This window comes from Amycolatopsis sp. NPDC059021 (assembly GCF_042739895.1).
GTDB lineage: Bacteria > Actinomycetota > Actinomycetes > Mycobacteriales > Pseudonocardiaceae > Amycolatopsis.
The window spans coordinates 136,267-159,292 of the sequence record NZ_JBHYIQ010000011.1; the positions used below are offsets into that span (position 1 = coordinate 136,267).

The 23,026-nt window shown below is 68.8% G+C and carries 22 protein-coding genes; 9 read left to right on the plus strand and 13 right to left on the minus strand.

Annotated features, from left to right (window positions below):
* Positions 1-245 precede the first annotated feature (245 nt).
* Positions 246-1,055, plus strand: a complete 810-nt coding sequence (locus tag ACFWX1_RS09180; protein WP_378385483.1) for an oxygenase MpaB family protein — start codon at positions 246-248, stop codon at positions 1,053-1,055.
* Positions 1,052-1,405 carry a hypothetical protein gene (locus ACFWX1_RS09185; protein WP_378385485.1) on the plus strand — a complete coding sequence of 118 codons (354 nt, stop codon included), beginning with the start codon at positions 1,052-1,054 and terminating at the stop codon, positions 1,403-1,405. The genes ACFWX1_RS09180 and ACFWX1_RS09185 overlap by 4 nt, the downstream gene beginning before the upstream one ends.
* A gap of 16 nt (positions 1,406-1,421) precedes the next feature.
* On the opposite strand, the gene ACFWX1_RS09190 is transcribed toward ACFWX1_RS09185, so the two are convergent.
* The 3 genes from ACFWX1_RS09190 to ACFWX1_RS09200 form a co-directional block, all read right to left on the minus strand.
* Entirely contained in the window at positions 1,422-1,583 is a 162-nt protein-coding gene (locus ACFWX1_RS09190; protein WP_378385487.1) for a VOC family protein, read from the minus strand.
* Entirely contained in the window at positions 1,570-2,031 is a 462-nt protein-coding gene (locus ACFWX1_RS09195) for a hypothetical protein (RefSeq protein WP_378385489.1), read from the minus strand. The genes ACFWX1_RS09190 and ACFWX1_RS09195 overlap by 14 nt, the downstream gene beginning before the upstream one ends.
* A gap of 121 nt (positions 2,032-2,152) precedes the next feature.
* Entirely contained in the window at positions 2,153-2,620 is a 468-nt protein-coding gene (locus ACFWX1_RS09200) for a GbsR/MarR family transcriptional regulator (protein WP_378385491.1), read from the minus strand.
* Positions 2,621-2,734: 114 nt separating this feature from the next.
* Between ACFWX1_RS09200 and ACFWX1_RS09205 the strand changes: the two genes are divergently transcribed.
* Positions 2,735-4,276 (plus strand): MFS transporter, encoded by a 1,542-nt coding sequence (locus tag ACFWX1_RS09205; RefSeq protein WP_378385493.1) that lies wholly within the window; start codon positions 2,735-2,737, stop codon positions 4,274-4,276.
* A gap of 48 nt (positions 4,277-4,324) precedes the next feature.
* On the opposite strand, the gene ACFWX1_RS09210 is transcribed toward ACFWX1_RS09205, so the two are convergent.
* The 9 genes from ACFWX1_RS09210 to ACFWX1_RS09250 all read right to left on the minus strand — a co-directional run bounded on the left by ACFWX1_RS09210 (position 4,325) and on the right by ACFWX1_RS09250 (position 16,468).
* A complete protein-coding gene (locus tag ACFWX1_RS09210) occupies positions 4,325-5,095 on the minus strand; it encodes an SDR family oxidoreductase (RefSeq protein ID WP_378385495.1) in 771 nt (256 codons plus the stop codon).
* Positions 5,092-6,342, minus strand: coding sequence for an aminotransferase class I/II-fold pyridoxal phosphate-dependent enzyme (locus tag ACFWX1_RS09215; protein ID WP_378385497.1), 1,251 nt, complete (start codon positions 6,340-6,342; stop codon positions 5,092-5,094). Before ACFWX1_RS09215 ends, ACFWX1_RS09210 begins: the two co-directional genes overlap by 4 nt.
* Positions 6,343-6,405: 63 nt before the next feature.
* Positions 6,406-7,509 (minus strand): GNAT family N-acetyltransferase, encoded by a 1,104-nt coding sequence (locus tag ACFWX1_RS09220; RefSeq protein ID WP_378385499.1) that lies wholly within the window; start codon positions 7,507-7,509, stop codon positions 6,406-6,408.
* Positions 7,510-7,530: 21 nt separating this feature from the next.
* Positions 7,531-8,055 (minus strand): pyridoxamine 5'-phosphate oxidase family protein, encoded by a 525-nt coding sequence (locus ACFWX1_RS09225; protein WP_378385501.1) that lies wholly within the window; start codon positions 8,053-8,055, stop codon positions 7,531-7,533.
* A gap of 79 nt (positions 8,056-8,134) precedes the next feature.
* A complete protein-coding gene (locus ACFWX1_RS09230) occupies positions 8,135-8,815 on the minus strand; it encodes a class I SAM-dependent methyltransferase (protein ID WP_378385503.1) in 681 nt (226 codons plus the stop codon).
* A 161-nt stretch (positions 8,816-8,976) separates the two neighbouring features.
* Positions 8,977-10,239, minus strand: coding sequence for a beta-ketoacyl-ACP synthase II (gene fabF, locus ACFWX1_RS09235; RefSeq protein ID WP_378385505.1), 1,263 nt, complete (start codon positions 10,237-10,239; stop codon positions 8,977-8,979).
* A complete protein-coding gene (locus ACFWX1_RS09240) occupies positions 10,226-11,983 on the minus strand; it encodes a thiamine pyrophosphate-binding protein (protein WP_378385507.1) in 1,758 nt (585 codons plus the stop codon). Before ACFWX1_RS09240 ends, fabF begins: the two co-directional genes overlap by 14 nt.
* The gene (locus ACFWX1_RS09245) at positions 11,980-14,673 is read right to left on the minus strand and encodes an aldehyde dehydrogenase family protein (RefSeq protein WP_378385509.1); all 2,694 of its coding nucleotides are present in this window, start codon (positions 14,671-14,673) and stop codon (positions 11,980-11,982) included. The genes ACFWX1_RS09240 and ACFWX1_RS09245 overlap by 4 nt, the downstream gene beginning before the upstream one ends.
* Positions 14,674-15,343: 670 nt before the next feature.
* Positions 15,344-16,468 (minus strand): 50S ribosomal protein L11 methyltransferase, encoded by a 1,125-nt coding sequence (locus ACFWX1_RS09250; protein ID WP_378385511.1) that lies wholly within the window; start codon positions 16,466-16,468, stop codon positions 15,344-15,346.
* A 288-nt stretch (positions 16,469-16,756) separates the two neighbouring features.
* Here ACFWX1_RS09250 and ACFWX1_RS09255 point away from each other — a divergent pair, with 288 nt between their 5' ends.
* From ACFWX1_RS09255 to ACFWX1_RS09280, 6 genes are all read left to right on the plus strand, one after another.
* Positions 16,757-18,118 carry an amidase gene (locus ACFWX1_RS09255; RefSeq protein WP_378385513.1) on the plus strand — a complete coding sequence of 454 codons (1,362 nt, stop codon included), beginning with the start codon at positions 16,757-16,759 and terminating at the stop codon, positions 18,116-18,118.
* Positions 18,115-19,299, plus strand: a complete 1,185-nt coding sequence (locus tag ACFWX1_RS09260) for an MFS transporter (protein WP_378385515.1) — start codon at positions 18,115-18,117, stop codon at positions 19,297-19,299. Before ACFWX1_RS09255 ends, ACFWX1_RS09260 begins: the two co-directional genes overlap by 4 nt.
* A gap of 69 nt (positions 19,300-19,368) precedes the next feature.
* A complete protein-coding gene (locus tag ACFWX1_RS09265) occupies positions 19,369-20,049 on the plus strand; it encodes a FadR/GntR family transcriptional regulator (RefSeq protein ID WP_378385517.1) in 681 nt (226 codons plus the stop codon).
* Between the two features lie 255 nt (positions 20,050-20,304).
* Positions 20,305-21,066 (plus strand): S1 family peptidase, encoded by a 762-nt coding sequence (locus tag ACFWX1_RS09270; RefSeq protein ID WP_378385519.1) that lies wholly within the window; start codon positions 20,305-20,307, stop codon positions 21,064-21,066.
* Between the two features lie 557 nt (positions 21,067-21,623).
* A complete protein-coding gene (locus ACFWX1_RS09275; protein WP_378385521.1) occupies positions 21,624-21,821 on the plus strand; it encodes a hypothetical protein in 198 nt (65 codons plus the stop codon).
* Positions 21,822-21,880: 59 nt separating this feature from the next.
* A complete protein-coding gene (locus ACFWX1_RS09280; protein WP_378385522.1) occupies positions 21,881-22,033 on the plus strand; it encodes a hypothetical protein in 153 nt (50 codons plus the stop codon).
* Positions 22,034-22,115: 82 nt separating this feature from the next.
* Here ACFWX1_RS09280 and ACFWX1_RS09285 read toward each other — a convergent pair whose 3' ends face one another.
* On the minus strand, positions 22,116-23,021 hold the full coding sequence (locus ACFWX1_RS09285; protein WP_378385524.1) for a hypothetical protein: 906 nt from the start codon (positions 23,019-23,021) through the stop codon (positions 22,116-22,118).
* Between the last annotated feature and the right edge of the window lie 5 nt (positions 23,022-23,026).

Here is a 23,026-nt window from a genome sequence, read left to right on the forward strand (position 1 = left end):
TGATCCATAAGGGAAACCCGGGCGCTACTCGCCGGAGGCTGTTCTGGCGTCATCACATCAGGTAATCGCAGTGATGGGTGTCGGAGTGAGACCATCGATGTCGGGAAGGGTGCGACCGGGTGCCGGATCCGGCGCCTCGCTAAGAGCGACTCCTGCGGCGTCGGCAATTCTGGCGCGTCATGGCCGTCGGCCTTCCTGGTTTCCGAGACTGCCAGCGAACACCCGAGCGTTGAGAAACGGAGCCGATGATGGCACTGACCATGGTCTCGATCGCCGACGAGCTGGACGCCGCGAGCAAGGTCGGTGACCCGGCCGCCGACGCACTCGTCTCCGATCTGATCGACAACGGGGAGGTCGACGGGGTCAACGCGTTGTTCCGCACCATCGGGACCCTGAACACCATCCAGGACAAGTCGGACCTCCCCGAGCGGCTGCGTGACTTCCTGCACGAGGCCGCTGCCCGGCCACCGGGCTGGACCGACGCCGATGCCGCGGCGGCCGAAGGTTTCTTCGCTCACCATCACGGAGTTGCCTCGATGTTGCAGGGCACCGTCGGCCTGATCGGGACCTATCTGTCTCCGACCGGGGCGTTCACGCTCCGGTCCACCGGACGGCTGGGCGGGGTGCAGGGGCCGGGCCGGCGGCTGTCGCAGTCCTCGCGGCTGTTCATCGGCATGGGCGACAAGAATGCCCTGCGGGACGGGACGCTGGCCTCGACGGTGACCAAGGTCCGCCTGGTCCACGCTTCGGTCCGGCAGCTGCACAAGAAGAGCGGCGTGTGGGACTACGAGAAATGGGGCGAACCGGTCTCCCAGAAATACACCACCGGCGCCGCGTGCGTGTTCAGCACCCAGATCCTGCAGGCGATGGAGCATCTCGGCGTGCACGTCTCGCCCGAGGACGCCGACGGATTCATGTGTGCCTGGCACTACGTCAACCACTACCTCGGCACCCCGGAGAAGTGGTTGCTGCCAAGGACGCCGGCGAGGTCGAGCGGCTGTGGAACGCCGAGCGGGACAGGGAGTGGAAACGCACCGACGACGGGGTGTTCATGACCCAGCAGGCCCTCAAGTTCTACAAGGAAAAGATCCTGCCTCCCGGCGCCTACGAACCCTTCACCGCGATGATCCGTGTCGCGCTCACCGACACATACGCCGATATGGCCGACATTCCCCAGAACCTGATCAGCGTCGTCGCCAAACCGGCCGCGGCCGTGCACGGGATCTTCAGCAGCGCGTTCGGCGGTCTCGCGGGTGGCACCGCCCAGAAGGCGGTGGGTCTCAACCCCTACGACGAAATCCTCGGCATCGCCTCGAAAGCCTTCAACGGCGTCGAGCACTACGCGCTCACCCACGACCAGGACGACCAGCCCCAGATGCACGCCGAACTCCACGACGATCGCTGACCCGATCGTAACTGTGTCAGTGTGTCCCGAAGCAGAACGGATGTCCGGCAGGGCTGGCGTAGACGGCGAACAACTCGTCTCCGTCAGGGTTGTCCGTGGGTTTGCGTGCGGCTTGGAGAAGACTGCCGCCGAGCGCGATGGCGCGCTGGCCGGCATCATCGATCTCAGCGATCGACACCGGCGCTCCGCTTCGACAACCAGTACACCGCGGATGGGGTCCCTGCCAGCAAGCCGACAGCAGAAACGCCGAGGCCGACCAGGAAGACCGGGATGTCGTTGTCGAAGCCGCTGCCTGGTTCCTCCTGGACGAAGAGAGGACCCACGCACAGCACGGCAGCACCGATGGTCATCAGGCCGACCGCGGCCGCGGTCAAGCCCCTGAGGCGCTTTTCCCAGGCCATGAGCTGGGCAGGGGGATGCCGGTCGCCTTTGCTCCCCAGCAGCCACGCCAGTGCTGTCACCACGCCGAGCAGCAGGCCCACCCCTGTCACGCACTGACCGAAGAAAAGGAAGCCGGCCGCACCGAAATTGAAACCGGGCCCGGAAGGCTCGGCGATCGCCATGAGGGCCCCCGCGCCCAGCAGCACGTCCCCGGCGACGATCAGCCGGATCGCGGTGATGGTCATACGCTTGACAGTGGTTCTCATGGTTCCTTCCTGCTGTCTGAATTCTGTGCGCCATGACACGGCCATCGCATGCGGGATTCCCGCTCCCCGCGTCGCCCTGGTGAAGGCCTTCGTTTGCTGTTCACGAGGTGCGTGTGCGTTCGAATTCCTCGATCAACGCGGGCACCCGCTCGGCCAGGAACGCGTAGAAGTCGCGTGTCTCGGTGAGCCGTCCGATCGCGGGCCTGCCTGCCAGCTCGGGCAGGCGCAGGGCGCCCTCGGCGATCTTCGCGATGTGCAGCAGTGAGTCGACCGCGTCCTGCATCGCGTTCGTGGACGACATCGGGGTGAGCCGGAACAGATCGCGGCGGATACCCGGCTTCACGAAGCGCTCGATGATGCCCTGACGCTCCAGGAGCCGGGTCATGTTGGAGATCGACGCGGAGCTCGCGTTCAGCCGCTTGCCCAGTTCGGTGGCGGTCAGGTGCGGCTCGTCCGCGATGTGCAGGGCGGCCACGATCCGGCCCGCCATCCGCGGCATGGTGGACTCCATCGCGGAGGCGAAGTCCTCCACGAACTGGGCCAGGGCGTCTTCCTCGACCGCCGTCATCGCACGCGCTCCCTTCCGGATCACCGAGTGTATCCGCCGATGGGTCTTACTCTTGACTAAACACGCTAAGAGCAGTGAGAGTGGGACGCAAGGTGATCCGCGAAGGGGCCAGAGATGGCGACCAAGATCGTGAACCGCTGGGGCATCCTCGCCGCGCTGGCCGTGAGCCTGCTGCTGGTGGTGCTCGACGCGACCGTGCTCGAACTTGCCATTCCCAAGATCACCGAGGATCTCCGGCCGAGTGCCACGCAACTGCTGTGGATGAACGACCTCTACCCGCTCACGCTCGCCGGCCTGCTGGTCACCATGGGCGCCGCCGGTGACCGTTTCGGGCGCAGGCGGGTGTTGCTGGCCGGTTTCGCGGTGTTCGGGCTCGCCTCGGCCGCCTCCGCCTTCTCGCCTGCCGCGGACGCGTTGATAGCCGCCCGGTTCGCGCAGGCCGCCGGCGCCGCGATGATCATGCCCTCGGCCATGTCGATCACCCGGATCGTGTTCCCGGTGCGCGGCGAGCGTGTCGTGGCGATGGCCGTGATCGGCTCGGTGATGGGCGCCGGCGCGGCGATCGGTCCCACCCTCGGCGGATTTCTGCTGGAACACTTCTGGTGGGGTGTGGTGTTCCTGATCAACGTTCCGGTCATGATCCTGGCGATAGCGCTGGGCGTGTGGTTCATCCCCGAGTCACGCGGCACGGAGCGCCACCCGCTGGACGTGATCGGCATGGCACTGTCCATGGCCGGTATCGGCAGCCTCGTGTTCGGTGTGAAGAAGCTTGGCCACGACGGCTTTTCCTGGCCTGCCGTGCTGTTCGTGGTGGCCGGCCTGGCGGTCCTCGGCCTGTTCGTGCTGTGGCTGCGCCGTACGCCGCATCCGCTGGTGGATCCGAACCTGTTCCGCAACCGCGGTTTCAGCGTCGGCGTGATCGCGGCGGGCAGCGCCACGTTCGGCATGTCCGGGCTGCTGTTCCTGCTTGCCCAGCACCTCATGTCGGTGCTGGGCTTCGGCGCGCTGCGGGCCGGGGTCGGCCTGCTGCCGCTGGTCGGCGCGTGCGTCGTGGCCGCGCTGCTCACCGCGCCGGTGCTGCGGTGGATCGGCACCCGGGCGGTGTTCGTCACCGGGCTGGTCCTGATGTGCCTGGCGCTGTTCGGCGCGTGGCTCGCACTGGGCCTCGGTGGGTACTGGCCGCTCGCCGCGGTGATGGTCGTGCTCGGCACCGGAGTGGGCATGGTGATGTCGGCGTCCAACGACGCGGTGCTGTCCACCGCGCCCGCGTCCCAGGCGGGAATCGCCGCGGCGACCGAGGACACCAGCTACGAACTGGGCACCGGCCTCGGTATCGCGGCGCTCGGCGGCGTGGCGCTCGGGGCGTACGCGGACCGGCTCGGCCCGGTGGCCGGTGTCGGACCGGACACCATGAACGCGGCGCGGCAGTCGATGGCGGCCGCGGCCGCCGAGGCCGCGTCACTGCCCGGTGATGCCGGTACCCGGCTGGTGGCCGCGGCGTCCGGCAGCTTCACCGAAGCACTGCGGCTCGCCGCGGTTCTCGGCGGCGGACTGACCGCCGTGGTGGCCGTGGCCACCGCCCTCCTCATGCCGAAGTGGATCACCACCGCGGAGACTTCGGCGGACCCCGGCGACAGACCCGCCTCCGTGCACTGATCACCCGGATTCCCGGTACCGTCGACGGAATCGTGCCGTCCGGTGGCTTCAAGTGCTCCCGGTGAGGTAGTCGCTGCCTCCGACGTAGACGGTGTGCCCGCTCGGGAGCGGGGCGGTAGCGGCGGTGAGGATCTCCGCGGCGAACTCGGCGACCGTGGGCAGCCTGCCGGCTTCGCGACGGCGGGCCTCGACCGTGCCGGGGCGGGCGCGATCGAGCAGCATGGCGGTGGCGGTTCCTTCGATCATGTCGCCGGAGACCACCACCAGGCCGACGTCACGTTCGGCCAGTTCCGGAATGCGCGCGCGGAGCGCGTCCTCGCCGGCCCGCTTGCTGCGCGCGACCGGCGCGTACTGATCGGGCGGGGGTTCGTGGCCGCGGAAATGGGCCTCGTGGCTGGTGACGAACACGACCCGGGAACAGGGGAGCAGCAGCGGCAGAGCGCAGTCCAGGACGTGCAGTTGCGCGTCACGGTTGAGGCGAACCGCGTAGCCGGGATCCGCGTCGCGTTCCATGCCGCCGGAGGCGTTGAGGATCATCAGGTCCAACCGCCCGTGGTCGCTCCGGATCCTGGCGAACAGGGTGTGGACCGCGGCCGGGTCGGTCAGATCCGCTCCGATCGCGATCGCCGTTCCGCCTTCGGCGGTGATCGCGTCGACGACCCGGCCCGCTCGTCGGGTCTTGTGGCGGTAGTTCACCACGACCCGCGCGCCCCGGCGGCCGAGGAGGCACGCGGTGTGGGCACCGATGCCTCGCGATGCCCCGGTCACCAGGGCGACTTTGCCGGCCAGGTCGTTTCCGGAAGCGAGGACGCCGTTCATCGCGGAGGCCGCCCGCTGCCGAGGCCGAGCTTGTCACCGAGTGCGGCGAAGGTGTGCAGGAAGCCGTCCAGTTGTTCCTCGGTGTGCCCGGCGTTGAGGATCAGCCGGAGCAGTGGCTTGTTCCGGGGGACCGCGGGGTAGAAGAAGACGGGGACGAGGTAGCCGTGTGCCAGGAACGCCTCTTTGAGTTCGACCGCGAGCGTGTCGTCGCCCGCCGGCACCGAGATGATGTAGGACGGGGTCGGGTGCGGTGGGTACCCCATTTCGGCCAACCGCTCGCGAAACACCGCGACGCGGCGGAGATAGCTGTCGACGATCGAAGGGTCGGTGCGCAGCAGGCGCATGATGTGGGTCGCGGTGCTCGCCGTGGGTGGCTGCATCGCCGCGGTGAACATGGAGGTCCCCGACAGGAGTTCGAACGCGAGCAGCGGATCGGCGGGCCCGGCGATGGCACCTCCCTCGAGACCGACCGCTTTGGAGAAGGAGACCATCACGAAGTCTGCTCTGCGCAGAGCGTCGAACTCCGCGGCGAACGGCCGGTTTTCCCCACCGTAAAGCAGGAATCCGTTCGCGTCGTCGACGTAGCTCAGTGCCTGGTGCTGTTCGCAGAGGTCGAGCAGCTCGCCGATCGGGGCGACCGTGCCGTCGGCGGAGTAGACGCTTTCGAAGACGACGACGGTCTTCTTGCCCTCGAGCGTACCCAGGATCCGCCCCAAATCGGCGGGGTCGTTGTGCCGGAAGGCGAACAGCTGCCGTCCGTAGGTGAGGTTCTCGACGGCTTTCCACAGGCTCCAATGCGCGTCCCGGTCCAGCACGAACACCGCGTCCTGGTTGTCGATCTCCCAGCCCTGGCCCAGATTCATGTGGTGTGTCATGGCATGGACGAAGCCGAGGTTGGCCAGCAGCCCGCTGGCGAAGCTGATGGCGCGCTCCTTACCGGTGATGCGGCACAGCTCCCGCTCCATTTCCAGGTGTGGACGGCAGATGCCCTGAGTCATCCTCGACCCACCGGTCGTCAGGCCGTAGCGGGTGATGCCGCCCAGGAAGTGCTGCCGGACGTCGTCGCGTTCCTGCAGGTTCAGGAAGTTGATGCTCGCGAAGTTGGCCAGCGTGCGGCCGTCGCGCACCACGGTGGGGCCGACCGGGCCGTCCACCACGGGCGGGTCGGTGAGGCCGAGACCCTCGCCCGCCGCGAGGAACTCGGTGAACGGCCAGTTCTTCAGCGCCGCCGATGCGGATGTCGTCACGCGGATTCTCCTTGGTGTGCGGGTGGGTGTGTGCGGCAGGGGAGGTGGCCGGCGTCCCGGGTGCTACGGCCGGGCGACAGCCGCCGGGTCCGCCGTCACACGCATCCGGGGGAGCCGGGCGGGCAGATCCGGTTCGGGGAACATGAGCCGGTCGACGCGCAGGCCGCGCCACAGCCGTGACAACGGGCGCAGGTATCCCCGGCTCACCCGGAAGCGGCAGCCGACCCTGGCCTTGGCCGCCTCGTTCGAGATCCCGAAGTCCACCGTGCGGAACCCGCCGGAGATCGCGAACCGGATGATCTGCTGGCCCATGTGCCGGTGCAGCGAGACCTTGCCGACCTGGTCGTGGTCCAGTCCGCTGTAGGTGGATTCCAGCGTCCCGTGCCGTGCCAGCAGCAGATCGAAACCGACCAGGGTCTCTCCGTGGTGCGCGAGGAGGACCACCGTCTCGGGCAGCGCGGTGACCCGGCGGAAGTAGTCCGTGGTGAGGAAGATCTGATCGGGGTCGCGGTACTTCTCGTACAGGTTGTTCCACAACCGTTGCATGGTCGCGAGTTTGTCGGCCGGCAGGGGATCCCGGTGGATCTCCACGCGATAGCCTGCCGCCACCACCTGGCGCGCGTCCCGGCGAAGGCCTTTCCGGGTCTTTGCCGGCAGCGACGCCAGGTAGCCGTCGAAATCCGGCCAGTCCACCGTGAGCACGGCGTCGGCGAACACAGTGGTCCGGCGAAAACCCAGCGCGCGCAGGGGATCCCCGCAGACTTCGTCCGGACCCGGTTCCCAGAAGTCGCGGAGCAGCACCACCTTCGCGCGCATGGCCGCGGCCTCGTCGAGCACCGCCGAGGCCAGCACCTCCAGCGCTTCGACGGCGATATCGGCCGACGCGAAGTAGAACGGCGGCCCCAGATTCACCGGTGACCCGCCGACGAACACCGGAACGTGGAGCGGGCCGAGTACCGGGTAGTCGACCAGGCACCCGTAGGCCGCTGCCACGAGGATCCCGTTCCGGCGCATCGTGAAGAAGCGGAACGCACAGTCCAGGTCCGCGGCGGCGATCGCGGAAAGGTAGGCCGTCGTGTGCGGTGGTTCGGGATACCGGAGCCCGGCCCAGGCACTCTCGTCGACGTCGAGCCGATCGGAAACGCGCACTTCGTAGGCCGCGGTCATTTCCCTCCTTTCGGCGGGCTGTCAAACGGATCGGACAGGAGAAGCGGCCTCGGCCCTGGCGAAGGTTCCTTCGACCAGTACTTCCTTGCGGGCATCGACGCCGTGTTCGATCCATTTTTCCTGGTCGAGTACATAGCCCCGGTGCACAGCGATGCGATACAACCGGAGATCCTCGTCTTCGCGGAACGCGGCGAGTTCTTCGTCCACCGAATCCTCGGTGAGGTGTTCGGTCCGTTCCAGGAACAGCCGGACGAGGCTTTCGTCGGAAACCTCCGCGCAGGTTCCGGAGAACTGGAAACTGTCGGAATCGTCCGGCGAGGTGGCCGGATCGTAGACGACGCCGGCGATCCTGGGGTCCCGGTCCACCGCGTCGGCGTGCCGGGAGTTCCTCCGTGATACGAAGTACAGGAAACCGGGCGCCGCCACGGCATAAGCGACCACGGCCGCCCACGGGCCGGATTCGTCCACTGTGGACAGCACGAGATAGTCGTTCTTCACCAGAATCCCGGCGGCTCGCGCTGTCGCTTCTTCGATGGTTTCCGTCATCTGCTTTCTCCTGCCGGCGATCGACCGGGCGCGTCGTGGTGGATGCCGTCGTTTCGGGCAATTTCGGGGAGGCGTCCGCTCATCCGGCCTCGCGCGCGACGCCGGCGCCGAACAGGTATGCGGAGCCGAGCCGCAGTTCGTCCTCGATCGTGAAGCCCTGTTCGCCGGCGGCGGTCCGCACGTCCGCCACCGAGTTGTCCGGGGCGAAGGTGCCGTCCGACTGGTTGAACCGGTGGTAGAACCGGGATACCGCGTGGCCGTCGGTCGTGAGCGTGCTGGCCATGACAGAGCCCTCGGCGCCGAGGCAGCGGCGAAGCTCCGCGAACACCGCGGGTTTGTCATGAAAGCAGTGCAGTCCGAACAACGAGACGACGTTGCGCATCCGCCCGTCCAGTACCGGAAGCGACCGTGCGTCGGCGTGTACGGCGAGATGCCGCTCCAGTCCTCGCTCGGCCAACCGGTCCGTCAGCTGGCGAAGCAGCGTCCAGGACAGATCAACGAAGATCCACGGCCCGTTCTCGTGGTAAGCGGGGTGATCCAGGAACGGGGCGTTGCCACACGGCACCTCCAGGGTCGGCCCGGACGGCAGCGCGCCGAGGCGGCTGTTCACCTCGGTGTAGTAGCGCGGCACGTCGAGGCCGAGCAGCCCGGCGTCCATCCGCTGCCGGGCGGGATGCCTCATCAGCCACCCGTAGAACCGCGCCCACCAGCCTTCGTAAGGCTTGTCGCCGACGTCGGAGAGGTGTCGCGCATCGGCCATCTCGAGCACACCGTCGACCAAGGGGAACCCCCGGTCACAGGAAAGGCAGTGCACGCCCGTCGAAACAGCCGAAAGGGATCCTCGCGAACAGGCCGGGCAACGCAGGAGGGGCGCGATCTCGGCAAGGGTCTTGGCATGCCGCTGGTCCGGCACGGCGGGCATCACTCCTCCCAGCGCCGGATGAGCAGGACCGCGTTGTGTCCGCCGAAGCCGAAGGAGTTGCTCATCGCGATCCGCGTGTCCCGCTCCTGCGGCCGGTGCGCGACGAAGTTCATCTCCGCGTCCAGCGGGCGGTCGCAGTTGATCGTGGGCGGGACGAGCCCGGTCCGGATCGCGTAGGCCGCCGCGATCAGCTCGACCGCGCCCGCCGCCCCGATCATGTGGCCGGTCATGGACTTCGTCGAGCTCACCGGGATCTCCGCCGCGTGGTCGCCGAACACCTCGCGGATCGCCCGGACCTCGGTCGCGTCGTTGAGTTCGGTGCTGGTGCCGTGCGCGTTGATGTAGTCCACATCGGACGGTTCGATCCCCGCGTCGGCGAGCGCGTCCAGCATCGCCCGCCGCGCGCCCAGCCCTTCCGGGTGTGGTGAGGTCCAGTGGAAGGCGTCGGAGGTGGTGGCGTACCCGATCACCTCGGCCAGGATGGGCGCGCCGCGGTTGCTCGCCCCGGTGGCCTCCTCCAGGACGAGGGCGCCCGCCCCGGCGCTCATGACGAAGCCGTCCCGGTCCTCGTCGAAGGGACGTGACGCCTTCTCCGGCTCGTCGTTGCGCCGGGACAGGGCCCGCGCGTTGATGCTCCCCGCGATGTCGACCGCGGTGACACAGCAGTCCGCGCCGCCGGTGAGCACGATGTCGGCGTACCCGTGCTGGATCCACCGGGTGGCCTCACCGATCGCGTCGGTGCCGGTGGCGCACGCGGTGCTGATCGCCCTGGACGGGCCGGTCGCGCCGAACATCATGCTGACCTCGCCGGTGGCGCTGTCCATCGCCCCGGTGACCGCGGAGAACGGGCTGACCCCGCGCGGCCCCTTCTCCCGCAGCAGTTCGGCGTTCCGGTAGTACGTGCCGACCGGGCCGTACCCGGAGCCGATGAGCACTCCCACCCGGGACGCGAGGTGCGGCGTTATCGTCAGTTTGGCCGCCTCGGCGGCCTGGACCGTCGCGGCCAGCGCGTACTGCGCGTAGGCGTCCATCCGGCGGCTGATCTTGTGCGGCATGTAGTGCGCCGGGTCGAATCCCTTGACCTCACCGGCGATCTGCGTGAGCAGGCCGGTCGTGTCGAAGGAGCTGATCTTCGCGACGCCGCTGCGGCCTTCGAGGAACGCCGTCCAGGTTTCTTCCGCCGACAGGCCCACCGGGGTGATGGCTCCCCACCCCGTGATGACGACCCGTCGCCGGTTCCGGCGTGCTTCAGCCACGGTCATGCTCGGCCTCCAGTCCTTGATCGGTGGCACCCGCTTCCGGGAAGTCGCCGTCGAGCACGTCCAGGCCCGGCGGCACGTCGTCGAGCCGTACCGGCACGTGGAGCACCGCGACGCGCCCGGCGCGGCCGGCGTGGAGGCCGCGCTCGAGTTCTCGTTCCAGCTCGTCCTTGCGGGTGAGCACGAACTGGTCGAGCCCCGGCAGGTCGCCTGCGCGAGGCACGGCACCGGCCTTCGAGACGAACGGGTATCGGGTGGCGTCGAGCGCGTGACGGTCCAGTTGGTTGTGCAGCCAGCCGTAGCCGCCGTTGTGCAGCACCACGTAGAGCACGCCGATGCCTTCACGCACGACGGTGCCGAGATCGCCGTGGCCCATCGCGAAGGCCCCGTCACCGGCGAAGACCACCACCGGCCGGTCCGGGGCCGCCAGCCGCACGCCCGCCGCCGCGGAGACCCCGAACCCGAGGCTGGTCTGTTCCGAGGGAACGATCGAACCGCCCTCGGCCGCGCAGGTGTAGAAGGGGTAGTGGTACGACCACATGTCCTGCAACCCGTTCTCCTGCACCAGGATCCGCTCCGGCGGCACGACCTTCTCGATCGCGGCCAGTACCTCGGCGACATGGAGGTCGTCGGACTTTCCCATGAGCGCGAGGGTTTCCCGCCGATCGTGCCGGAGCGTCTCCCGGCAGCGGCCGATCTCGCCGAGCCAGCCGGGGTCGGGCTCGTGGTCGTCGGGCAGCACGCCGAGCCACGAGCGCAGCGCCGAGGCCGCGTCCCCGGCCACCTTCGGCCCCCAGTACTCGGTGGACAGGTCCAGGGGATCGATGTTGACCTGCAGGACGGGCAGCGTCGTCCCCAGGCCCGGCCAGCCGAAGGTGGCCGTCTCCTCCAGCCGGCTGCCCAGTGCGACGACGAGGTCGGTGGTCTTCAGCAGCTTGGTCGTCTCCGACGGCGCGTACAGCCCGGCGAGACCGCCGAACTGCCCGTGGTTCTCGTCGAGACAGCCGCGGCCCGACGCCGTGCTGATCAGCAGGGCGCCGATCCGTTCCGCGAAGCGTTCCACGATCCGGTCCGCGTTGTGGTGCCGCATCCCGCCACCCGCCAGCACCGTCGGCCTGCGAGCGGTCAGGAGGGCGTCCACCACCGCGTGGTCCACCGGATCGGTGACCGGTCCGCGCGGGGTCCGGGGCAGGCCGGACCACGGCCTGCCCCGGATGATCTCGTGCCGGAGCAGATGATCGGGGAACTCCAGGTAAACCGGCCCCGGCACGCCGCCGGTCGCGGCGAGGAACGCCTTCTCCAGTGCGGGAATCACCCGATCGGGATGATCGACCCGGTGGGCCCACTTCACCACCGGCGTCGTCACCGCGATCTGGTCGAGTTCCTGGAAGGCCCCGGAACCTCGCCGGTCCTGGCCGGTGCCCGCGGCCAGGACCACCAGCGGGACGGCCGAACTCCGCGCTTCGAGCAGTCCGGTCAGCGCGTTGGTGATCGCGGGGCCCTTGCCGAGGACGCAGACCCCCGGCTTCCCGGACTGCGCCGCGTAGCCGGTCGCCATGAACGCGGCGTTGCGCTGGTCCCGGCACAGCATGATCCGCAGCCGCGCGGATTCCACCGCGGGCAGCACTTCCAGATCGTCGGCGGGCAGGCCGAAAACCAGCTCCAGTCCGAGCTGGCGCAGGTAGTCCGTGGCGGCGTGCCAGGCATTCGGATACCGGGTCGTGATTCGCTCGCCGACGTCGCTCACGCGGGAACCTTCCTGCCCTGCAGGTGCTCGGCGACCGCCTTCGAGATCAGCAGCGGTTTCGCGATCCGTTTTCCTTGGTAGGCCACGTAATTGGCGATCATGCCGTAACCGCCGAACGGCTCGTTGCCGTTGTCGACGTCGAGCAGCGTGGCATTGCGGCACACGGTGTGCCTGCCCGCGAGCAGGTCCACCGTGCCGGGGTCGTCGCCGTACACCATCGCTCCCATCGCGCGCTCGGTGAAGAAGGCCGAACCCAGACGTTCCCGGAGCTGGATGGCCGTGTCGTAGCGCATCACGTTGAAGATCGGGGAGAACAGGTCCTCCACCGGCGCCTTGGCGCTCAACGGCCGGGCCAGCACGGTCGGCTGGACCTGGCGGGTGCGGAAGTCCACCCGGCCGCCGGACACGATGTGGTCGCCGTGTGTCTGGAGGTACTCCGCCGCCGCGCCCAGCGCACTGTCGTAGTACATCGGGCCGTAGTCCGCGTCGGGATCGGTGTACTGGCCGAACCGCAGTTCGTCGACCCGCTTGGTCAGCAAGCCGACGAACCGGTCGAAGCAGCTCTGGTGCACGAAGAACACGTCCGGGCCGAAACAGTCCTGCCCGGAATTGAGCAGCCGGATGCGGATGGCATCGGTGGTGGCCAGGTCCAGGTCGGCGTCCGGGCCGACGATGAACGGGTTCACCCCCTGCCCGAAGTACAGGAAGAGCTGGTCCGCGCGCAGCGCCGCCCTGACCTGCTCGGCGTTCTTGTACGTTCCGGTGAACGTGACCAGGTCCGCCCGCGCGACCGGGCCTTCGACGAACTGCCGCTGGCTGAGCTGGTGCAGGGTGACGGGCAGCCCGTGGATGTCCGCCAGCACCTCGTGCAGCCGACGGGTGGTCTCCGCGACCTGGCCGGAGGGCCGGAAACCGACCTCGCCCGCGAACAGGGCCGGTACGAGCAACTGCAGGACGTAGGAGTAGAAGACGACGTTCGAGGGCATGAACACCGCCATGCTGGCGACCGGTCCTGGACGGTAGGTGTCGATCTCCTCGACCGCGCCCCGCAGGGTGTCGAGCGCGACCTCGATTTCCGCCTGGGCGGACCGGAAGTTGGAGATCTCGGTGAGGATGTCCAGTACGGGGCCGGGGTCCGCGCTGACCGCGGCGTGAAGCGCTTCCAGCCGGGCCGCCCGTTCCCGGAACGACGCCGCGGCGGCGGGCATGCCCGCGCGTACCCGCGACGACGGAGCGGGCACGGAATCGCGGGCGATCCGCTCGAGCCGGAGCCGGTCCGCTTTGCCGTTTCCGTTGACCGGCAGGCTTTCCACCACCACGACGTGGTTGGGCTGCTCGTACTCCGCCAGGTGCTCGCCCAGCGATCGGCGCCAGTAGCGCGCGTCGCGAAGGCCGGGATCGGCCACGACGAAGACGAGCTGGCAGCCGCGCCGGTCGTCCTCCAGCGCGACGACGGCGACCGCACGGCCACAGGCCTCGGCCTTGCGCGCCAGCTCCTCCGGGTACAGCGTGTACCCGAGCCGGTGCACGGCATGTTTACGCCCGAGGACGTACAGATTTCCGTCGCCGTCCCGATAACCGAGGTCGTTCGTCACGTACCACTCGCCGTTCCGGCGGACGAGAGTGCCGTCCTCGGCGAGATATCCTTCGAACAAGCCCGCCGAACGCACCCGCAGCTCACCGATCTCCCCGGGCGCCACGGGATCCCCGTTGTCGTTGCGGATCTCGACGTCGACTCCGGGCAACGGGCGACCGCAGCCGAGTGGGTCGCGCGGTGTGGCCAGGGCGATGTTCCCCGCTTCGGTGCTCCCGTAGCCGTCCAGCAGCGGCGTTCCGAGCCGGGCCTGAAACCGGTTCGCCAGCGCCGGCCCGAGCGGTGCCCCGCCCACACACCACATGCGTACCGAGCCGAGCCTGCCTGCCAGGCCCGGCCGCCGGTCGAGGACGCCGAGGAGGCTGTGGTACGTCGACGGTGTGGTGTCGACGGCGGTCACCCCCGCCTGCGCGATGATCTCCAGTGCGTGGTCCACCCGCACGTACGGTGCGACGACGAGTGAGCAGCCGGTCAGCCACCACGCCAGCACCAGGGAAAGGCCGTACTGGTGGGAAAACGACAGCAGCGGGAGCAGGACGTCCGTGTCCCGGTAGGCCAGCAGGCGCCGGGTGGCCGCCACGTTGTCCCACACCGATCTGCCCGAGCGCACCACGGCCTTCGGGGCGCCCGTGGTGCCGGACGAGCAGGTGATGAGCGCGTCGTCCCGCGCGCGCCACGCTTCGGTGGACAGCTTCGCCGCCGGGTCCGGTCGTCCGGCGATGGCTTCCGCCCGCAACTCGCCGAGAAACAGCGGCGTTGCGCTGTCGGCGAGGCTGTCGGCCTCTCCTGCCGAGGGCAGGGCATCCGTGATGGCCCAGCTCGCCCCGGTCAACGCCGCGAGCCTGCGATGCTGGTCCGGCTGCTGGCGGGGGTCGGCCAGGACGATGGACGCGCCGATATGGATGAGCCCGAAAAGGACGGAAATGTACTCCGCTGAATTGTTCGCTATCAGCAGGACCGCGTCCTCCTGCCGGACTCCCCGGGTCTCGAGCGCCATGGCCATGCGCAGGGCGTCCTGTTCGACAGTCGTGAGCGGGACGCTATGGATCCCGTGCGAGTCCGTGTGCAGCAGCCCTGCCCTTGTCGGAAGCGACACTACTAATACCTCCATGCGACATCGGCGCACAAGTGGCGTAACAATGCATTCTTCGGACACATCCGGACTTGCACGCAGGTGTGCCGATTGATGGGATACGTCTAATCGGTGACGGAGTCCGGCGCGGAACGCGCGTCGGACTCCGTCAGGGATTCGGTCCCGTGCCCTGGCTGTCCGACGATGAGTGTTCGCGGCGGGTGAACGCGCCGCGAGTGGTCATGCCCTCAGGGGCAGGATCCGGTGCGTGACCAGCGAAGCAGGGTCACGCGCGAGTGACCGGAAACACTTCCGTTCACTCGAAAGAAAAGCCGGAAATGCGAGGTAGCACCTACTGTGGCGCTCGGTCGCCTCGTTCCGCGATGTGGAACGATAACCGATGATTACCCCTCCCGAAAGGAGCGGGTATGGCATGGTGTAAACCCCTCGATCGGACGCCGAAGATCGTCTTCTGTGGTGCGCCGTAAACGGGATCCTCGACCTCGGTCTGATGTGCCCTCCTTCGGCAAAGGTACCAGGTTCAACTAAGTGTGCCGAGAAAAGATCTCGTCGTCATTCGAATGGCTGCCAACCGGATGGCGGCAGCGGCTGGATGACCTCGGAGAATGCATTTGTGATCAATGAGCGTTGAACACCGGCGGACCGCGGTCCCGCGGCGTCGAGGGCCTTGACCTCAGTCCTGGGCCGGGAACAGCAGGCGGTAGGGAGCTGAGCCGCGGAACGTGGTGCCGTGGTGCGGGGAGTGCCACGAAATGTCCACAGTGGACCTGCCGGCGCGCAGTATCCGGCCGGTGAGCTCGTAGTCCGGGTGCACGCCGTCGTCACTGAGTGAACGCCGGAGCTCCAGCGTGATCCGGTCACCCCGCGCCACCGCGATGCCCTCCAGCGAGAGGGGCACGTAGATGGGGCACCAGCTGGTCTGCTGGGCGAGGGAGTCGATCGGCTGATCCTCCTCGCCGGTGATCCACAGCCGGATGCCGAGCGCGAGCCCGTGCAACCGGCCCGCCTTGGTCACCGGGAGTTCCACCCGGTCGGTCCCGTTCCCGGCCATCGGGGCGGTGAAGCGCAGTTCCTCCACCTCCGCTCGCGGGGACAGGAACTCCGCCTGATCCAGCCCGAGCAGGCAGAGCCGCAGATCGAACGGATGGCCGACGCTGGCGAAAATCTGCTCCAGATCCGGCAGGAAGAGCGGCGAAAACGCCAGTTCGCCGTCCGGGAGCACGGTGCTCGTGTCGACCGCGGCGACGGTGGTGACGCACCGATGCGGGATGGAGTCGCCGCCGGGCTTGAGAAACCGACGGCGTGCGTCGTCGAGCACGTACTCCGCGCCCTCGGAACCGCCGATGGCGCCGATGATCTCCGAGACCAGCACATCGACTCGTTCGGGCAGCTCGATCTCGGCGGACAGGCCGTCCAGGATGGTGATCTTGCCTGCCAGCCCCGCGGCTTCGACCGTCCGGCGAGCTTGATCGGCCGCCTCGGGAATGACCTCGATGGCGTAAACCCGTGCGGCGCCCGCGTTCGCCGCGGTCACCGCCCAGAGCGCGTCCTGGCCGGTGCCGATGTCCAGCACGACCTTCCCCGGTGCCAGTGCGCGCACCGCCGCTCGGTACGCGTCGGTCCGGAGTTTGTCGGCGATCATGTACTCGTAGGAAAAGTCGCCGTACACCGGGTATTCGCCCAAAGAGGGCAGCAGGATCGGCGCGTCCTCGGCGGGGTCCTCGTCGGTGCTGACTCGCACGGCCAGGTCATCGCCGGCCACGGAAATGGCGCGGATGCGGGAAGCGGCAGCGGGCATGGCGGGGTTTCCTCTCGTTCCACGAGATCGACAACCACAACGTAGGGGCGTCGCCGATCTTGCCGGAACCGCCAAATCGGCGTCACCTCGCCGAATTCGAACAGGGGGCTTGCGGGGATGGCCGGGCGGTGGGACTTGCTCGCCAAAATGTCCAATGTGGACGAAAGCGGGCACCGGGTCTCGCCGCCGGCCGCGCTGAGCAGGACGTCCTACTGGAGCCCGATAAGGGTTGCCTGACGCTGAGTGGTCGGTTACCGTTCAAGTCCTCAGATGACATGAGGGGTTGAGATGGCAGATCTGACGCTCGTGGAGCAGGCGGCCGCGGTCCGGGCACGCGAGGTGTCCCCGGTCGAACTCGCCGGGGAATACCTGGGCCGGATCGAACGCGACAACGACCAGGTGGGCGCCTACCTCACGGTGGACCACGAGGGCGCGCTCGCGGCCGCCCGCGAGGCGGAGGCGCTGGTCTCGTCCGGCACCCCGGATCTGCCGCCGCTGTGTGGGGTGCCGATCTCGGTGAAGGACACGTGGCCGGTGAAGGGCCTGCGGTACACCGCCGGATCGAAGGTCTTCGCCGACCGGGTGGCCGAGGTGGACGCGGCGGTGGTGACGCAGCTACGCCGGGCGGGCATGGTGCTGCTGGGCAAGACCAACGCGGCCGAGTTCGGGTGCTCCTCCTACACCGAGACGGTGTTCGGCCCGGCCCGCAATCCGCACGACCTCACCCGCATCGCCGGCGGATCCAGCGGCGGGGCCGCCGCCTCGGTCGCGGCAGGACTCGCCCCGGCGGCGCAGGGCAGTGACGGGGGCGGCTCGGTGCGGATCCCGGCCGCGTGCTGCGGACTGGTGGGGATCAAGCCGACCAGGGGCCGGGTGAGCCCGGCGCCCGGCCCGGACTCGGCCGGGCTGGCCACCGCCGGCCCGATCGCCCGCACGGTCGCGGACGCCGCGCTGCTGCTGGACGTCATGAGCACCGCGCGCCCCGGCGACGCCCACCAGCTGCCGCCGACGCCGGCCGGGCACTTCCTGGACAGCGCCCGGCGCGATCCGGACCGGCTGCGGATCGGCGTGATCCGGGGACCCGGGAGCGACGACCCGTCGTGCCGGCAGGCCTGCGACGACACCGCCGAGCTGCTCGCGGAGCTGGGCCACGACGTCGCGGAGGCCGCGTCGGCGGGCCCCGACGACTATCGCGCGGAGTTCACCGTCGTGTGGTCACTGCTCGCCGGCTCGGTGCCGGTCCCCGCCGAGCGGGAGCAGGACCTGCTGCCGCTGACCCGGTGGCTGCGGGAGAAGGCCCGGGGCCATGACGCGCTGACCTTCATGTCCGCGCTGGTGTCGCTGCAGGCCACCGCTCGCCGGATCGCCGGCCGCTACGACCGGTTCGACGTCGTCCTCGGCTCCACCACGGCCAGACTGCCGCCGCTGGTGGGCGGCCTCGTCGATGCCGACCCCGCGCGGACCTTCGAGAACATGCTGGAGTTTCACCCGCTCACCCCGCTGGCCAACATCACCGGCCAGCCCTCGGTGACCGTCCCGGTGCACCGGGCGCCGGACGGGCTGCCCGCCGGCGTGCTGCTCACCGGCCGCCACGGCGCCGAGACGACCCTCATTTCCGTTGCGGCACAACTGGAGCGGGCGAAGCGATGAGAAAGGCTCAACTGGGTTTCCTGACCGGGACTCATGTCGTCAACGATCTGTACCAGGGCTCGGTGCCGGCGTTGCTGCCGTTCATGATGAGCGAGCGTCACTACAGCTACGCGGCGGTGTCCGGAATCGCCTTGGCCGCGACGGGTTTGTCGAGTGTGGTGCAGCCGGTGTTCGGGATGATCGTGGACCGGTCCCCGCGCAACTGGCTGGCACCCCTGGGTTTCCTCGTGGCCGCCGCCGGGATCGCCGGCGCAGGCTTCGCGGACGGCTACCTGCTCACGTGGATCTGTGTTGCCGTGGCGGGAATCGGCGTGGCCGCCTACCATCCACCCGCCACCAACCAGGCTCGCGCGGCGGGCGGCCGGTCGCAGCAGGCGATGAGCCTGTTCTCGGTGGGCGGCACGCTGGGCAGCTCACTCGCCCCCGCACTGGTCACCGTGATCGTCGGATCGTTCGGTCTGTCGGGCACCTCCCTGCTGGCGGTCCCGGCCGTGGTGATGGCGTTGCTGTGGCTGCTCAATCGTCGCAATGTCCCCGCTCTGGTCACCAGCGGAAGCGCGGCCAGGGATTCCACTGTGGACATACCGGATGACTGGCGGGCCTTCGGCAGGCTGGTCGCGGCGACCGTCGGCTGGTCGATCCCTTATGTGACGGTCAGTTCGCTGTTGTCGTTGTACGCGCTTCGCGAATTGCACACCTCGGCCACGGCCGCGGCGGTCACCCTGACCTCGTTCACGCTGGCCGGCGCCGCCGGGACCGTGCTCGGCGGATGGCTGGGTGATCGGCTCGGCCGCCTGGTGCCGATCAGGGCCGGGTACCTGCTGGGCATCCCGGCGCTGGCCGGGGTGGTGGTCAGCCCGAACCCTCTCGTACTGGAACTCAGCGCCGTGCTGTTCGGTCTGGCCATGTTCCTGCCGTTCGCCAATCAGGTGACCCTCGCTCAGGACTACCTGCCCTCTCGTCCCGGTACCGCCAGCGGCTTGACCCTCGGCCTTGCCATGTCGGTCGGCGGGCTGAGCTCACCGCTGTTCGGCTGGCTCGCCGACGCCGAGGGCCTGCGGTTCACACTCGGTGTGGTGCTCGTGGTGTTCGGTGCCGCCGTGCTGTTCGGTACCCGGCTGCGCGATCGCGTCCTGCCCGCTCAGGCGTCCGAGAAGCCCTCTGAGGAGCTGGTGACCTGATACATTGTCCTGGCGTACGCCGTGGTCCGCCGACTCGACCAGGCCTTCGACAGGGGAGAGGAACACGACATGACGGTCCGGGCGGTACAGCGAACCTCACTGGTCGACGCGGCGACGGCCGAACTACGCCGGCTGATCGGCGAGGGCGAGTGGCCGGTCGGTGCCAAGCTGCCCAACGAGATCGAACTGAGCAAACTGCTCGGGGTCGGGCGGTCCACCGCGAGGGAGGCCGTCCGCGCCCTGATCTCCGCCGGCCAGTTGTACTCTCAGCAGGGCTCGGGTACCTACGTCGCCTCCGCGACCCCACTGTCCGATTTGGACCGCAGGTTGCGCAGGGCCGCGGTGATCGACGTGTACGAAGTCCGCGTCGCACTGGAGGTCGAGGCGGGCAGCCTGGCCGCGGCCCGCCGCACCACCGCCGACCTCAAGGCGCTCCGCAAGGCGCTGGCGGCCCGCGACCGGGCCGGCTCATTGCCCGAACTGCTCGACGCCGACGTCGCCTTCCACCGGGCTGTCGTGGTGGCGGCCCACAACCCGGTGCTGACCGAGGTGTTCGACTCCTTCCTGGACGCCCTGCGCGCGGTGGCCACCAGTCTCACCACGCTGGACACCGGCGAAGAAAGCACGACCGATCACCACCGGGCCCACCACGACCTCGTCGCCGCGATCGAGGCCGGCGATCCGGACGGCGCCGCACAGGCCACTCGCCGCAATGTCGAGCACACCCTGACCCAGCTCCGCCAAGGTTAGTACCGCGATCGCGCGGGTTCCTTGCCGCACCGCGGTAGGCGTCCACAATGGACCATTCACGACGGCACCGGCCAGCGCGAGAGCCCGCACCAGCCGTCACCCGGGCCGCTTGGCCGGCGGGCCTACACGATCGTGCGACTTTCCTCGTGTGTGGTGATCGGCGTGACTACGCTCCGGCGCGTGCGGCCATGCCGGGTGGAATCTTCTGGTTGTCGCCGCGAGGGACCGTAAGACTGAACGGAAGGGAAAGTGCGGATGCGGGCTGCGCGGATGCGCAAGGTCAGGGTGGTATCGGTCGCCGCGGCTGCGGTGGTGCTGGTGTTTCCCGTGGACACGGCGCACGCGATCATCGGCGGCCGGGAGGTGCCGGTCACCGGCTATCCGTTCGCGGTCATGGTGAATTCGGCGCAGGGGCGGTGCGGCGGCGTGCTGGTCGCCCCCGACGCCGTCCTCACCGCCGGGCACTGTGCCGCGGCGGCGAGTGCGGACGGCATGCGGGTCGTCGCCGGACGTCAGCATCCGGGCGACAGTGACGGCGTCGATGTCGGGGTTCGCAGGAGCTGGGTGCACCCCGGCTACGAGAATGCGCACCAGAGCAACGATATCGCCGTGCTGCGGCTCGACGGGCAGTTGCGGTACCGGCCGGCGAAGTTCGCGGGCCCTGGAGACGAGGGGCGCTACGCGGCGGGTACTCAGGCGACCGTGGTCGGATGGGGACGGGTGAGCGCGAGCGGTGCGCCGGCGACCACGCTCAACGGGGTCACGGTGTCCGTCATGGCCGATCAGGACTGTGCCGCGGCCTATGGCGACTACGACCGGCGGGTCAAGCTGTGCGCGGGCGATCCCCACGGTGGCAAGGACGCGTGCCAAGGAGACTCCGGCGGTCCGCTCCTGGTCGACGGCGTTGTCATCGGCATCGTCTCCGGCGGTGCCGGCTGCGGAGAGCGGGAGCATCCCGGGATCTACACCCGGCTCGCCAGTTTCACCAGCGACCTGCAGGACCAGCTGAAGCGCTGAGATTCCGCACTGCCGTCGAAGAACAGCACGGTCATGAGAACGAAGTCCGCGATCATGGCGGCCGTGATCGCGAGGCGCTAAGGGGTGGACGGGTGAGGCGGCCACAGTACCGGGTGGAGGTCGTGCGGAAGGGGGAGCAGGGCCAATAGCGGCCTGCCCGAGCGGAGCGTTCGCGGCGACCAGGACGGCGCGCACGATCCGGATGGTTTCCGTCACCGCCGGCTCACCTGGCCCCGGAGATCGGTGTGGCCGAAGCGATCATGGTGTCCTCCCGCGAGCAACTCGGGCGGACGCACGATCGTCCTTGATCATGCGTCCGCCACGGCTCCAGTGTGAACGTGGGGACAGGCGCCCCGTCAGAGGTGATCGGTGGAGAAATCCGGGAAACAGGCTACGGCCGTCGAAGGACGCGATCAGGTGATCAGCTCTTGCTTTGTTGTGGGGCGGGGCACATCGCGTATGGGCGGCGTCAGGAACGCCCACCCGTTCGTCGGGGTCGCGTAAATTTGCGCCGGTGATTGTTGATCGTCGCGGATGGGGCCGCACAGCGTGACCGCGTGATCGTACGCGGGAGCCATGGGGACGACGGTGCGTTGATGCCGCACGACGTCGATCTCCACTCGGACATCGGTTCATGGGATGTGGACCCGCTCCGTGGAGCGCGCTACGAGCTCGCCCGGCGCCTGGACGACCCCGTCGGGATCTACCGGCATTACCTCGATGCCGCGGCGGCCGGGTCCGGTTCAGGGAACTGACGCTGCGGGTTTCTTCCGCCGGTCAGGACACGTAGTTGCTGGTATCAAAGGAGTTTCTGATGTGGGCACCGATGACGTTCGCGTTGTGCGTCGGTTGTGCGGGAAACCTCGCGCGTGGTCAGGTGGCGATGGCGGTCTTCTTCGGGGCCGTCGCTCTCGTGCTTCTCGCGGGCGTGCGGATGCACGCCGTGCGACGGCGGCGCCACCGGTGACGGGGTCGGCTTTCCTTGGTCTCTCCCTGCCGGGGTAGTGGGTGTTGCCCGCCCAGCGTACTTTGTGTACAGCTGTACCATGTTATGTGTACTGTGGTACATATAATCGACAGCGGGTCGTGGGCGCGGCTTTCGCCCGCCCGCGGGTGGCGGTGCATCCCGGTGTCTGTCGTGGCCACTTGCGATCTGTCTTTCGGTGGCCGGGGCGAACTCGCCCAGCTCGGTGCCACCGGCGTGGTCGCCACGTCAGGTTGGTGAACGTGCCCTGCCCCAGAGCGTTGAGTCCGCCTTCCAGCTGCTGTATCGCGTTCGCCCGGAGGTCAAGGTCGACTTTCTCCTGCGCTGCGGCGTCAAGGTCCCGGCGTCCGGTGACGTAGCTCAGGTGGCCGCTGTTGGTGGCCTTGGCGAGGACGGTACAGACGACCGCGCGTGGCTGGAGAGCGACGATGATGGCCTCGACCTCCATGGCCCCGGGTGTGAAGACCAGGGAGCCTGTCGCCACTCCCGGCCTCAGTGCCGAGACACGGACCACCCCGACGTAACGGATCTCCGCCATCGCGTCGATGACCTGGACTCTTCGCTTGTCGGCGAAGTCGTCGGCGTCCGGGTTCTTGCCGGCGATCAGGTTGAGCAGGGGCGAGTCCACCAGCTCCTCACCTCGCCGGGCATTACCGGGGGCCGCCAGGTCGCTGAGCATCACCAGTTCGATGGTGTTACCGCGAGGATCGGCCTTGTCGTAGACAAAAGGCTTGCCGCCCGGTGAGGGACCGGCACAGCTTGTCACGCGGATCTGGCCGACCGGTGGCAGGAGCGCAGCGAGCCCCCGCAGGTCGTCGCGGAGCGCGGCGAACTGGGCCGCGTGACGCGCGACGACCTCTTGCTCGGTGGGCTGGCTGAAGTGCTGGACGAGCCCCACTCCCACCACGAGCAGGAAAATCAGGACAACCACGGTCCCGGCGGCCAGGAAGACCGCGCGCAGTACCCGCATCTTCG

Excerpts from the sequence above, each read along its gene's own strand:
- ACFWX1_RS09180 (WP_378385483.1), top strand. The coding sequence starts at position 246 with ATGATGGCACTGACCATGGTCTCGATCGCCGACGAGCTGGACGCCGCG.
- ACFWX1_RS09185 (WP_378385485.1), top strand. The coding sequence starts at position 1,052 with ATGACCCAGCAGGCCCTCAAGTTCTACAAGGAAAAGATCCTGCCTCCC.
- ACFWX1_RS09195 (WP_378385489.1), bottom strand. The coding sequence starts at position 2,031 with ATGACCATCACCGCGATCCGGCTGATCGTCGCCGGGGACGTGCTGCTG.
- ACFWX1_RS09200 (WP_378385491.1), bottom strand. The coding sequence starts at position 2,620 with ATGACGGCGGTCGAGGAAGACGCCCTGGCCCAGTTCGTGGAGGACTTC.
- ACFWX1_RS09205 (WP_378385493.1), top strand. The coding sequence starts at position 2,735 with ATGGCGACCAAGATCGTGAACCGCTGGGGCATCCTCGCCGCGCTGGCC.
- ACFWX1_RS09210 (WP_378385495.1), bottom strand. The coding sequence starts at position 5,095 with ATGAACGGCGTCCTCGCTTCCGGAAACGACCTGGCCGGCAAAGTCGCC.
- ACFWX1_RS09220 (WP_378385499.1), bottom strand. The coding sequence starts at position 7,509 with ATGACCGCGGCCTACGAAGTGCGCGTTTCCGATCGGCTCGACGTCGAC.
- ACFWX1_RS09225 (WP_378385501.1), bottom strand. The coding sequence starts at position 8,055 with ATGACGGAAACCATCGAAGAAGCGACAGCGCGAGCCGCCGGGATTCTG.
- ACFWX1_RS09230 (WP_378385503.1), bottom strand. The coding sequence starts at position 8,815 with ATGGCCGATGCGCGACACCTCTCCGACGTCGGCGACAAGCCTTACGAA.
- fabF (WP_378385505.1), bottom strand. The coding sequence starts at position 10,239 with ATGACCGTGGCTGAAGCACGCCGGAACCGGCGACGGGTCGTCATCACG.
- ACFWX1_RS09250 (WP_378385511.1), bottom strand. The coding sequence starts at position 16,468 with ATGCCCGCTGCCGCTTCCCGCATCCGCGCCATTTCCGTGGCCGGCGAT.
- ACFWX1_RS09255 (WP_378385513.1), top strand. The coding sequence starts at position 16,757 with ATGGCAGATCTGACGCTCGTGGAGCAGGCGGCCGCGGTCCGGGCACGC.
- ACFWX1_RS09260 (WP_378385515.1), top strand. The coding sequence starts at position 18,115 with ATGAGAAAGGCTCAACTGGGTTTCCTGACCGGGACTCATGTCGTCAAC.
- ACFWX1_RS09265 (WP_378385517.1), top strand. The coding sequence starts at position 19,369 with ATGACGGTCCGGGCGGTACAGCGAACCTCACTGGTCGACGCGGCGACG.
- ACFWX1_RS09270 (WP_378385519.1), top strand. The coding sequence starts at position 20,305 with ATGCGGGCTGCGCGGATGCGCAAGGTCAGGGTGGTATCGGTCGCCGCG.
- ACFWX1_RS09280 (WP_378385522.1), top strand. The coding sequence starts at position 21,881 with ATGTGGGCACCGATGACGTTCGCGTTGTGCGTCGGTTGTGCGGGAAAC.
- ACFWX1_RS09285 (WP_378385524.1), bottom strand. The coding sequence starts at position 23,021 with ATGCGGGTACTGCGCGCGGTCTTCCTGGCCGCCGGGACCGTGGTTGTC.